The following is an 11,818-nucleotide window of genomic DNA, read 5'->3' as shown; positions in this document are numbered from 1 at the left end:
GACGGATGCAATGTGGCTCGAAGCCGGCGCAGGGGGCGATGGCCTGACCGGGTTCTGCGTGGTCTGCCGTGTGGCTCCCGGTGGTTCCATGGCCGGCGGCAACGTGTCCGCGATGCCGGGCACGGCTTCTGTCCCGTGCGGCGATCAGGTGGCAGGACCCTGCAGATGGGCATGTCCCTCGATGACGACACGTTTTGGTCGGGCTCGGCCAAGTGCGGCGTCAATGCTTTTGTGCGGCGGGCGGTGCTGGCATGCTGGTGGTGTGAGACCGATCCTGGCTGATCCGCCCCGTACCGCCCTCAGTTGGAAAGTGCTGCCGGCAGCGCTGCTCTCGACCTCCGGAGTGCTGCTTTTTGGCGTTGGCAACGACCCGGCGGGTTACGGCCTGCTCGCCTTGAGCCTGCTCACGGCGGCAGTTATCGACCGCAGGCTCGCACGCCACCTTGCCCTCATCGCGGCGGGACTGGCGATCATCAGCCTTGTTCCGCTAAATGCCGATTTGAGCATCCAGCACATGATCCTGATGGGTGGTGCGCTCGCGTTGGCGGTGCTGCTGCCGTGGCTGGCCTCGCGGTTTATTTACCGCGAAGAGATCATCAAGTTTCCGGTGAACACCGGACGCAAATGGCCGTTGGCTGCCAAGCTGTACCTGCTCGGTGTTGTCGCCCTTGGGTACCTGATTTTGCCGATGTACCTGATCGGCACGGGGGTCTTCCACAACTGGCCTGACGCATCGGATCCCACCATCTTCTGGCGGCTCTTTCTGGGAGTGAATGCCGTTGGCATCTGGGATGAGCTGTTCTTCATCTGCACCACCTTCACGCTGCTGCGGCAGCACTTTCCGGACTGGCTCGCCAACATCCTGCAGGCGGTGGTCTTCTCATCGTTTCTGTGGGAGATCGGCTACCAGGCCTGGGGTCCGCTCTTGACGTTTCCCTTCGCCCTGTTGCAGGGCTACACCTTCAAGCTGACCAAGTCGTTGACCTATGTCGTCTCGGTGCACTTGATCTTCGACTTCGTCTTGTTCCTCGTGCTGGTGCACGCGCACAACCGCGACTGGCTGCCGATTTTCCTGTACTGAGCCCCGGCCCACGTACCCCTGGGCCAACGACTGGCCGGATCGCATTCCATTTGCGCACGGGCAATTGCAGTGCAGGGGACCATGGATGAAAAGTGCAGTCGTCTCAGGGGCAAATGACGGCGTCGTTGAAGTTTCGCCGGTGGACGTCCCTTGGGGCCCCGCCCGCAAAATGGCCCGGCAGCGATTAAAACAGAAAGCTGCCGTCGGCGCTCCCGGTGGGGGGAACGCCGACGGCAGCCGGATCACCAGTTCCTAGTGGAAGAAGTGGCGTGCACCGGTGAAGTACATGGTGATGCCCGCGGCGTTGGCAGCGGCGATGACTTCCTCGTCGCGAACCGAACCGCCGGGCTGCACCACGGCGCGCACGCCGGCATCCAGCAGGATCTGCAGTCCGTCCGCAAACGGGAAGAACGCATCCGAGGCAGCAACCGCGCCGCGGGCGCGTTCCGCCGAGGTGCCCTCGGCACCCGCGGCTCCGCCGGCTGCATCCACGGTGGACTCGACGGTGACGCCCAGGGTGTTGGCGCGCTCGACCGCAAGCTTGCAGGAATCCACGCGGTTGACCTGGCCCATGCCGATGCCCACTGCGGCGCCGTTGTTGGCCAGCAGGATGGCGTTGGACTTCGCGGCACGCACTGCGGTCCAGGCGAAGGCCAGGTCGGCGAGCGTTGCCTCGTCGGCTGCCTCGCCGGCGGCAAGGGTCCAGTTCGCCGGGTTGTCGCCGTCGGCGTCGACCTTGTCGGAGACCTGGACCAGCACGCCGCCGGAAACCTGCCGGATTTCTGCCGGGTAGCGGCCGTAGCCCTCGGGCAGTGCCAGCAGGCGGATGTTCTTCTTCTTGGAGAGGATCTCCACTGCTTCGGGTTCGAAGGCCGGGGCGATGACGACCTCGGTGAAGATGTCCTTGACGGTGTTGGCCATCCCGGCGGTCACGGTGCGGTTGGCGGCGATGACGCCGCCGAAGGCCGAGAGCGGGTCGGTGGCGTGGGCCTTGGCGTGCGCGTCGGCGATCGGGTCGGCCGCATCTGCCGAAGCCACGGCGACGCCGCACGGGTTGGCGTGCTTGATGACGGCAACGGCCGGGGCGTCGAAGTCGAAGGCGGCGCGCAGCGCGGCGTCGGCGTCGACGTAGTTGTTGTAGCTCATGGCCTTGCCGTGCAGCTGGTCGGCCTGGGCGATGCCCGACGGGGCCGCCTTGTCGACGTAGAGCGCCGCCTGCTGGTGCGGGTTTTCGCCGTAGCGCAGGACCTCGGAGCGTTCAAGGGCCAGGCCCGAGTATGCGGGCCAGTCGATGACGCCGTCGCCGTCCTCGTCGAGGAACTGGGCGGCGGTCCAGGAGGCGACCGCGGTGTCGTAGGCCGCGGTGTGCGCGAAGGCCTTGGCGGCCAGGCGCTGGCGGGACTTGAGGTCGAAGCCGCCGGCCGAGGCCGCCGCGATGACCTCGGAGTAGTAGGCAGGGTCCACGACGATGGACACGGCGGCGTGGTTCTTGGCCGCCGAACGCACCATGGCCGGTCCGCCGATGTCGATCTGCTCCACGACGTCGTCCATCGCGGCGCCGGAGCGCACGGTGTCGACGAACGGGTAGAGGTTCACCACGACCAGGTCGAAGGCCTCGATCTGCATGTCCTCAAGGGTCTTCATGTGCTCCGGGACGCGGCGGTCGGCCAGGATGCCGCCGTGCACGCGCGGGTGCAGGGTCTTGACGCGGCCGTCAAGCATCTCCGGGGAACCGGTGACTTCCTCGACCTCGGTGACCGGGATCCCGGCAGCGGCAATGCGCTTGGCGGTGGAACCGGTGGAGACCAGTGCGACGCCGGCCGCGTGCAGGCCCGCTGCCAGCTCCTCCAGACCACTCTTGTCGTAGACGGAAATCAGGGCCCGGCGAAGCGGGACGCGATCAAGGACAATCTGGCTCACAAAAGTCTCCCAGGGTGCGGAAATTGAGGGGGTGCAATGCCCATCTTATCCCGCACCCTGGCGGCGGACTTCCTGGATGGCTCCGGTGTTACTTGATCATCTCCCCCGCGGGCGAGGCCACGTACCAGACATCGTTGACGCCCTGGCCCAGCACGTCGCCGGGCTTGGTGTCCTTGGCGAAGTAGTACAGCGGCATGCCGTTGAGCGTCAGCTGTTTGGATCCGTCGGGACTGTCGATGGTTCCGACCTCCCCGGTGACGCCCTCGACCACGGGGGTGTCGCCCGTGGCCACGGCGATCGGCCAGGCATCCAGGCACTCGCCGGTGCACGCACTGGTGGTGGTGCCCTTGGTGTCCTTGGTGAAGTAGTACAGGGTCATGCCCTTGCCGTCCACCACCACGGTGCCCAGGCTGGTTTCCGCGGTCTTCAGGTCCGCGGCGGCCATGGCCGTGTCGGAGGCGCTGGGTGCCGGTGCCTCGTATGCACCACCGGTCCCGGGCGACGTGGCGGCGGGGCTTTGCCCCGGCGGGGTGGTGTCTGCGCAACCCGACAGCAGCAGCGCTGCGCCGAGGAACAGTGCCGCGGCGGCGGTCTTCGTGTGGTTCTTCGGGTACATGATGCAATTCCTAACACTTGGGGGCGGGACTTGGGCCCCCGTTGCCTGGGGGGCCAGGGACTCCCCGGGGGCTGGTTGTTCCGGTGCTCCCGAGGCATCTCTCACCGGGTAAGACGCAGCAAGGTGTGTCGGGGTTCACGCCGTGGCCGACTTTTCTGCGCATACTTGGAACGTGTTTGAACCGTTTGAAGTACCGATGCGTCTTAGTGGGGTGAACCCATGTTCCCGAAGCGATCCAATGGAGCCCATGTGCCGCTAGATGCGCAAGTGGTGTCGGACATCTACCGCGACCACGGAGATGCCCTGAGGCGTTTTGTGCTGCGTGTGGCCACCGACCGAGACGAGGCAGACGACGTGGTGCAGGAGACCGTGCTCAAGGTGTGGAAGGCGGCCCCGGAGTTGACCGGATCGCTGCGCAGCTACCTGTTTGCCACCGCCCGCAACGTGATCATCGACCGGCATCGCCGGTCCGCCGCACGGATTTCCGCCTCGGCGTTGGGCGACCAGGATCCCGAGGCCGCGGGCGGCACCACGGGCATGGAAGTGGTGCTGGACAGGATACTTATGGAAGAGGCGCTGATGCGCTTGACGCTTGAACATCGGCAGGTCGTGGTCCACCTGCACTATCTCGGTTCCACGGTGGCACAGACGGCAACGAGCCTGGGGATACCCCAGGGCACGGTGAAATCACGTGCGTACTATGCGCTGCGGGCCCTGCGCGGGATCCTGGCGGAAATGGGGGTGGAGCAGTGAACGAGCACTTGGACCTGGGGGCCTATCTGCTGGGCGGGCTGGAACCCGAGGAGGCAAGCGCCTTCGAGGAGCATCTGGCCGGATGCGCGCAATGCCGCGAGGAGCTGGCCTCCTTCGCGCCGGTGACGACGCGGCTTGGCGCGTTGGACGTGCAGGCGGCCCGGGCGATGTTGTCGGCCGAACCCGATGTGCCTGCCTCGGACCCCGGGGTCGAACTCCTGGACCGGCTGCGGGCCAGGCGCCGGACCCGGCGCACCCTGCTGGGGACAGCGGCGGTGGCGGCGGTCGCCGCATCCGTGGCCGGGGGCGTGTTCCTGGCACCCGTGCTGCGTCCCGCCCCGGCACCCGATGCCAGCTACGAGGTGGTCTCGGCCGCCGGGCCGCGCGTGGACCTGGGTCTGAACGCCAAGGCCTGGGGCACCGAGCTGCAATTCAGCGGAACCGACTTGCCCACCAGCGGGACGCTGTCGCTGTGGGTGGTCGACCGCTCCGGCCAGGTCGACAGGGCCGGCTCCTGGAGCGCCACGAAGACGGGCACGGCCCGCCTGAGCGGGGCCGTGCCCACGGAGCTGGGACGCATCTCGGCGATCCAGTTGCGCGACCTGGATTCCAGGATCCTCGCCGAACTCAGCCTCCCGGAAGGCTCTTCGGACCTGCCCGGCTAATGCCTAATGTGCGAGTTCCGGGAAGTGCTTGGCCAGCTGGGATTCGGTGAGGCACCTGCGCAGCAATGCATCGCCGTGCTCCTCGTCGGAGAGGTAGACCACCACGTCCGCGTTTCGTCCCGTGGCCAAGGCGTTGCGCAATGACTCGGTGACGCGGATGAGCATCTCGTAGTACAGGCGGTTCGTCTTTTCCCACCCGTGGTCCTTGGCAACACTGGTCAGCGCCTGGCTCCACAGGACCGACGCCGATTCGTCAAAGAGCTCAATCGGACTCCACTGCCAGTCCGCCGGATTCCATTTCGACGAGTAGTAGCCCTGTTCGGCATCCGAGGTCAGCGCGTCGAATTCCTTGAGCACCGCGTCGATGTCTTCGTCGTCCTCATCCTCGTCCGTGGCAACGTCGTCATCCTCGTCGTCATCGTCCGAGTCCGTGGCCTCGCCGTCGTGGAGATGCACGTCCCTGTCGGACCCGTCGTCGTCGGCGTCGGCACGTTCCTCGAAGTATTCCTCTTCGTCCTCGTCGTCGAAGTCCTCGTCAACGCCTTCGTCGTCGCCGCCGGCGAACGCACGGGTCAGGGCTTCCTCGGAGTTCAGGGCAAGCACGGGCAAATCGATATGGTCGGTCTCGTCGGCGCTCACCCCGTCCAGGGCAATCGCATAGAAAACTTCGTCCGGGTGACGGTGAATTATTTCTTCCGCCTGGCGAAGAGCCGACACCCGTATCGCCTCTTCGAGAGCGGTCCAATCTACTCCCATATCCAGAGCCTACCCCGGGTTGCCCCGCACCGGAACAGCCCCGGCACAAGGGGCTTCGCCCGATGTCGGATGCCCCGGGGGCTGCCGATCGGTGAAACGCAAAGCCACAAAAAGTCAAGGGTTATTCTGTGGATTGCCGTTCCAGCGCGTAGCGTTGTCGATGGATCGGAAACATGTTTTCTTCCGGCGCCACCGCTCCACCACTCTTGCCCCGACCGTTCCCGTCCTGCGTCAGCCCGCACCTGTCCAAAGGCCAATCCCTGATGAACAAATTCCTGAAACTACCCACCGGCGAGTCGGTCGTCCAAAACCTGCCGTGGAAGTGGGGCGTGCAGGGCAAGATCTTCATCATCGGCGGGCTCGGGTTCATGTTCGATGCCTGGGATGTCACGCTCAACGGGGCACTGATCCCGCTGGTCGCCGCGGAGTGGGGGCTTGACCGGACCACGGCCGCACTGCTGGGCACCGGAAACCTGGTGGGCATGGCGCTGGGTGCGTTCCTGTGGGGAACCATCGCCGACAAGATCGGGCGCAAGAAGGCCTTCACCTGGACGCTGCTGATCTTCTCGATCTTCACCGTCGCGGGTGCACTGGCCCCCAGCTTCGCGTGGTTCGTTGCCTTCCGCTTCATTGCCGGTGTGGGCCTGGGCGGGTGCATCCCGGTGGACTACGCCCTGGTCGGCGAGTTCACCCCGTCCAAGCAGCGCGGCCGAGTGCTCACGGCCATGGACGGATGGTGGCCCGTCGGCGCCGCACTGTCCTTCTTCATTTCCGGCTGGGTGCAGGCAACCACCGGAAACTGGCGGCTCATCCTTGCCGTCATGGTGCTCCCCGCGCTGCTGGTGTTCTGGGTGCGGCGCAGCGTTCCGGAGTCCCCGCTCTACCTGGTCCGCAAGGGCCAGCGCGAGGCAGCGGCAAAGGTCATTGACGATTTGGTGGCACGGACCGGAACCCCGGCCCAGGCCTACACGCTCCCGGAACCGGAGGCCGCGCCGCGGCTGTCCGCGGGTTCCTGGCTCGAGCAGCTGGTGAAGATCTGGCGCTTCAGTCCCCGGATCACCCTGGTGTCGTGGTCGCTGTTCCTGACCATCCTGTTGGTCTACTACCTGGCCCTGACCTGGATGCCCTCCATTCTGGCGGACACCGGCATGGTGCAGTCCACGGCATTCTTCATGACCTCGGTGATGGCGCTGATGGGCCTGATCGGCGTGGTCATTGCAGCACTGCTGGTCGAAAGGGTGGGCCGCAAATGGCTCCTGGGCATCACCGGCCCCCTGTCGGCCGTCGTCCTGGTCATGGTCGCGGTGACCATCAACGCGCCCGCGCTGTCGCTCTTCTGGTTGCTGGTCTTCGGTGTCGTCGTGCAGATCGCCATCCCGGTGCTGTACGCCTACGTTTCCGAGCTGTATCCAACCGAGCTGCGCGGATCCGGCTTCGGCTGGGCCTCCTCGTTCAGCCGCCTGGGTGCCGGCTTCGGTCCGCTGGCCTTCGCCGCGCTGTGGCCGGTGGTGGGGCTCGGCAACCTGTTCCTGTCCGCCGGGGTGCTGGTGCTGGCTGCGGTCATATTGATGGCATTCCTCGCCCCCGAGACCAAGGGACGCCAGCTGCAATAGGTCGCCACCGATTTTTGGGGCGGCCGGAGTCGGCAGCCAGCAGTGGCCGCGACCGCCGACGGCCTACGGGGCAGTTGCGGGCAAGGCGGTGTGGTCGGAGATGAATCGTGCGCCGTGCACCGGGTCGACCTCCAGGAAGCGGATGTCCCCCAGGCCCATGGCGTCCAGGGCTGCGCGCAGCCCGTCCTGGAAGACAGGTTGGTGCGTGCCCACGCCTCCGCCGATGATGACAGGTCCGTCGAGGCCCAGCAGGGCGGCAAGGTCCCCGAGCATCCCGCACACATGCTCCACCGCCTCGGCAACGATCAACGCGCTCCCGGGGTCCCCCGCCGCCAGCGCCTCGAAGACCAGCGGGGACTGCTGCGCCCAATAGCGGCGATCCGTGTCGCCGTGGAACAGCGCAATCAGCTCATCCGGGGACTCCACCTTGTTGGCAGCAAGCACGCGGCGGCCCAGCTCGCCGGGTGCCTGTCCCCGGTTGAACTCGCGCAGCGTGGCACGCACCGCCTCGCGCCCCAGCCAGTAACCGCTGGCCTCATCCCCCAACAGGTAGCCCCACCCCCCGGCCCTGCCCTCACGGCCCGAGCCATTGATGCCCCAGGCCGCCGAACCGGTACCCAGGATGACCGCCATGCCGGTGGCGGCCCGGCCCGCGGCCAGGATCAGCCGGGTGTCGTGGACCACCAGGATCTCGGCGCCCGGGGCATGGACGGCGATGAGGGCGCGCAGGGACTCGGCGTCCGTCTCGGTGTCGATGCCCCCGGATCCTGCAACCACACGGTCGATGGGCCCGGAACCCAGTGCGGCAAACACCTCGGCGATGTTTCGCCCGGCGGTTTCGACACTGACGTTCTGCACGTTGGCGCTGCCGCTCCTGGCCTCGGCACACACCTCGCTTCCGTTCCAGCGCAGGCCGTGGGTTTTGGTGCCGCCGATGTCCAGGCCAACCAGCGACAGCGGGGTCTGCCGGGGTTTGCTCATGAAGGTTCCTGTCCTGCGTGATGCCAACGCATCGCCGATGTTGTCTTGGCCCACGCTGATGACCCTGCCGTCGTCCGGGGAGGACTCGGCCCGGTGGATGCCATACTTCATGATGGCATGGTATCCGCCGGTGCTGTCCATGGATCCCCTGCCACGGTGGAAACGGCATGGGTTGGTTGGAGGAAGCCGACTCGACGGTCTTTCTTCCAGACTCGCGTGGGCCCCGCCGCGGCGGGGGCAGGCGCGTCAGATACGCTGTCAACACAGGTCACCAACGAGAATTCCTTGAAGTCCAGAACCTTTCCAGAGCAGAGACCCCATCCACCGGGCCGAGGTCCGGCGAAAGGCATCCATGCACGATGACATTCCCCTGACCCTCGGTCGCGTCACGCGGGTTCTCGATGAACGCATTCACCCGGCCGTCCATCCGGTCTCCGTTCCGCTCACCGTGGACTGGCATGAGCTTCCGGGCGAGCCGATCATCCCGGCAGCGGCACTGGGATTGGACTACACCGAGCACCGGGTCGGCTCCGCCTGGGGCGCGGCCTGGGGAACCGCATGGTTCCGCCTGCGGGGCACCGTTCCCTCCGGATGGGCCGGCAAGCGCGTCGAGGCCCTGGTCGACCTGGGATTCGACACGACCATGACGGGCTTCCAGTGCGAGGGGCTGGTCCACCGTGGCGACGGCACCGCCGTGAAGGCGATCAATCCCCGCAACCAGTGGATCCCGATTGCGGATCCCGCAGCGGGAGGCGAAGAGGTGGAGTATTTCGTCGAGGCCGCGGCCAACCCCATACTCCTCGGCCACCACCCGTTCCTTCCCACGCAGGAAGGCGACATCCAGACCTCGTCCGCGCGCCATCTCTACACCACCCGCCGCATGGACCTGGCCATCTTCGATCCCGAGGTCCACGAGCTCTCCCTGGACCTTGAGGTCCTCCTCGAGCTCCAGGCCGAGCTGCCCGCGGGCCCGCGGAGGATGCGCATCCTGCAGGCCATGGACAATGCGCTGGACGTGCTGGACCTGCAGCGGATCAGCGAAACCGCGCCCGCGGCCCGGGCCGAACTGACCGAAGTGCTGGCCACGCGGGCCGACGAATCCGCACACCGCATTTCCGCCGTGGGCCACTCCCACATCGACTCGGCCTGGCTGTGGCCGGTACGCGAGACCATCCGCAAGGTCGCCCGCACTTCCTCCTCCATGCTGGAGATGCTCGGCGTTGACGAGGATTTCGTCTTCGGCATGTCAAGCGCCCAGCAATATGCCTGGCTCAAGGAACACCGCCCCGAGGTCTATGGCCGCGTCAAGGAGGCAGTGGCCGCCGGCCGCTTCCTGCCCTTGGGCGGCATGTGGGTCGAATCCGACACCGTCATGCCCTCGGGCGAGTCCATGGTCCGCCAGTTCCACTACGGCCAGCGGTTCTTCCGTGAGGAATTCGGTGTGACCTGCGCCGGGGTGTGGCTGCCGGATTCCTTCGGGTACTCCCCCGCACTGCCGCAATTGATGCGCCGCGCCGGCTTCGAATGGTTCTTCACCCAGAAGATCTCCTGGAACCAGCAGAACGTGTTCCCGCACCACACCTTCAACTGGGAGGGGATCGACGGCTCGCGCGTGTTCAGCCACTTCCCGTCGATGGACACCTACAACTCGCAGCTCTCCGGCGAAGAAGTCGCCCGCGCCTCGCGCCAGTTCCGCGAGTCCCGCCACGCCACCGGCTCCATCGCCCCGGTGGGCTGGGGCGACGGTGGCGGCGGCACCACCCGCGAGATGACCGGCAAGGCGCGCCGCCTGGCCGACCTCGAGGGCAGTGCCAAGGTGAAGTGGGAACACCCCGATGAGTTTTTCAGGCGCGCCAAGACCGAGCTGGAGAACCCTCCGGTGTGGGTCGGCGAGCTCTACCTGGAGCTGCACCGGGCCACCTTGACCAGCCAGCACCGGACCAAGGAGGGCAACCGCCGCACCGAGCAGCTACTGGTGGAGGCGGAGCTTTGGGCCGCCACCGCCGCCGTGCATGCAGGCTTCGAGTACCCCTACGCCGCAATCGACGCCTTGTGGAAGCAGGTGCTGTTGCACCAGTTCCACGACATCCTGCCGGGAACCTCGATCGCCTGGGTCCACCGCGAGGTCGTGGCCGGATACGCCCGCGTCACCGAAGCCGCCGAGGCGCTCATCGCCTCCGCGCAGGCCGCGCTGGTCGGAACCGGGGACACCCCGATCACGCTGAATGCGGCGCCCTTCACCCGTTCGGGCATCCGCACCGGTGCCGGCGTTCCGGCGGCCGAGCTGGCCGCCGTGGCCGACGCCGTGGCCGCAAGCGAAACGGCGGAGGGCTTCGTGCTGTCCAACGCGCTGGTCACCGTGGCCATTTCCCGCCAGGGCCTGATCACCTCCGCCGTTGACCACGCCACCGGACGCGAGACCATTGCTGTCGGCAGCGAGGCCAATCTCCTGCAACTGCACCAGGACTTCCCGAACAAGTGGGACGCCTGGGACGTGGACAGGTACTACCGCAACCAGGTCACCGACCTGCGCGACCTGGACTCGCTCACGCTGTCCACCGATGCCGACGGCACCGCCCGCGTGAGGGTCGAGCGCAGCTTCTCCGCCTCGACGGTGCGCCAGGACCTGACCCTGTCCCCGGGCTCGAAGGTGCTGCACATCGAGCAGGCCACCGACTGGCACGAGACCGAGAAGTTCCTGAAGGTCGCTTTCCCGTTCGATATCCGCGCCGAGCAGACGATCGCAGAGACCCAGTTCGGCTACCACAAGCGCGCCACCCACGTGAACACCAGTTGGGAGGCCGCGAAGTTCGAGACTTCGATGCACCGCTTCGTGCTGGCCGAGGAACCGGGCTTCGGCGCAGCGCTGGTCAACGATTCGATCTACGGCTTTGACGTCACCCGCGATTCGACCGCGGCCGGCGTGGTGACCAACGTGCGCTTGTCGCTGCTGCGTGCCCCGCGCTTCCCCGATCCGGAAACCGACCAAGGCCTCCAGACACATCGCTATGGCCTGGTCATCGGCGCCGACATCGCCGCGGCAACCGAGGCCGGGGCGCTGCTGAACAGCAACGCCTGCACCATCCCCGGCAGCCGCGGGTTCGACCCGCTGGTCACGCTCGAGGGCAAGGGCATCGTGCTCTCGAGCGTGAAGCTCGCCGGGGACCAGTCCGGCGACCTGGTCGTGCGCATCTACGAGTCCCTGGGCCGCCGGTCCGCGGGCTCCGTGAACGTACACCATCCGGTGACAGGGGTTTCGGTGATCAGTTTGCTGGAGGATGCCATCGAGGGTCCGGAAGGGATCGTCGAGCATTCGGAGGGATCGGTGAAGCTTGCGTTGACGGCCTTCGAGGTGCGCACCCTGCGCTTCAGGTTCAATGGTTAATCGCCACGGGCGGCGATGGGCGCGTCGTGTTGTCGATTTACAGGTTGA

At 66.7% G+C, this 11,818-nt stretch carries 9 protein-coding genes; 5 read left to right on the top strand and 4 right to left on the bottom strand.

The window, feature by feature from the left end; genetic code table 11:
- The first annotated feature begins 262 nt into the window (after positions 1–262).
- Positions 263–1,081, top strand: coding sequence for a CPBP family intramembrane glutamic endopeptidase (locus KRR55_RS08035; RefSeq protein WP_336245064.1), 819 nt, complete (start codon positions 263–265; stop codon positions 1,079–1,081).
- Between the two features lie 252 nt (positions 1,082–1,333).
- On the opposite strand, the gene purH is transcribed toward KRR55_RS08035, so the two are convergent.
- Together purH and KRR55_RS08025 are read right to left on the bottom strand one after the other, a co-directional pair.
- Positions 1,334–3,001 (bottom strand): bifunctional phosphoribosylaminoimidazolecarboxamide formyltransferase/IMP cyclohydrolase, encoded by a 1,668-nt coding sequence (gene purH / locus KRR55_RS08030; protein WP_217388556.1) that lies wholly within the window; start codon positions 2,999–3,001, stop codon positions 1,334–1,336.
- Positions 3,002–3,089: 88 nt separating this feature from the next.
- Positions 3,090–3,617 carry a COG4315 family predicted lipoprotein gene (locus KRR55_RS08025; RefSeq protein ID WP_217388555.1) on the bottom strand — a complete coding sequence of 176 codons (528 nt, stop codon included), beginning with the start codon at positions 3,615–3,617 and terminating at the stop codon, positions 3,090–3,092.
- Between the two features lie 249 nt (positions 3,618–3,866).
- Between KRR55_RS08025 and KRR55_RS08020 the strand changes: the two genes are divergently transcribed.
- Together KRR55_RS08020 and KRR55_RS08015 are read left to right on the top strand one after the other, a co-directional pair.
- Positions 3,867–4,370 carry a sigma-70 family RNA polymerase sigma factor gene (locus KRR55_RS08020; RefSeq protein ID WP_217388554.1) on the top strand — a complete coding sequence of 168 codons (504 nt, stop codon included), beginning with the start codon at positions 3,867–3,869 and terminating at the stop codon, positions 4,368–4,370.
- Positions 4,367–5,035, top strand: coding sequence for a zf-HC2 domain-containing protein (locus tag KRR55_RS08015; protein WP_217388553.1), 669 nt, complete (start codon positions 4,367–4,369; stop codon positions 5,033–5,035). Before KRR55_RS08020 ends, KRR55_RS08015 begins: the two co-directional genes overlap by 4 nt.
- Before the next feature lie 3 nt (positions 5,036–5,038).
- Here the strand turns inward: KRR55_RS08015 and KRR55_RS20580 are convergent, their stop codons facing one another.
- Positions 5,039–5,791, bottom strand: coding sequence for a DUF4303 domain-containing protein (locus KRR55_RS20580; protein ID WP_217388552.1), 753 nt, complete (start codon positions 5,789–5,791; stop codon positions 5,039–5,041).
- Between the two features lie 263 nt (positions 5,792–6,054).
- On the opposite strand from KRR55_RS20580, the gene KRR55_RS08005 reads away from it, so the two are divergent.
- A complete protein-coding gene (locus tag KRR55_RS08005; protein WP_217388551.1) occupies positions 6,055–7,404 on the top strand; it encodes an MFS transporter in 1,350 nt (449 codons plus the stop codon).
- A 63-nt stretch (positions 7,405–7,467) separates the two neighbouring features.
- On the opposite strand, the gene KRR55_RS08000 is transcribed toward KRR55_RS08005, so the two are convergent.
- A complete protein-coding gene (locus KRR55_RS08000) occupies positions 7,468–8,496 on the bottom strand; it encodes an N-acetylglucosamine kinase (protein ID WP_254455963.1) in 1,029 nt (342 codons plus the stop codon).
- Positions 8,497–8,737: 241 nt separating this feature from the next.
- Between KRR55_RS08000 and KRR55_RS07995 the strand changes: the two genes are divergently transcribed.
- Positions 8,738–11,770, top strand: a complete 3,033-nt coding sequence (locus KRR55_RS07995) for an alpha-mannosidase (protein ID WP_217388550.1) — start codon at positions 8,738–8,740, stop codon at positions 11,768–11,770.
- Positions 11,771–11,818 lie beyond the last annotated feature (48 nt).

Origin of the sequence: Paeniglutamicibacter quisquiliarum, assembly GCF_019084045.1 — a bacterium.
Taxonomy (GTDB): domain Bacteria; phylum Actinomycetota; class Actinomycetes; order Actinomycetales; family Micrococcaceae; genus Paeniglutamicibacter; species Paeniglutamicibacter quisquiliarum.
Note: the sequence above shows the minus strand (reverse complement) of the source record. Positions and strands in the feature narration are given on the sequence as shown.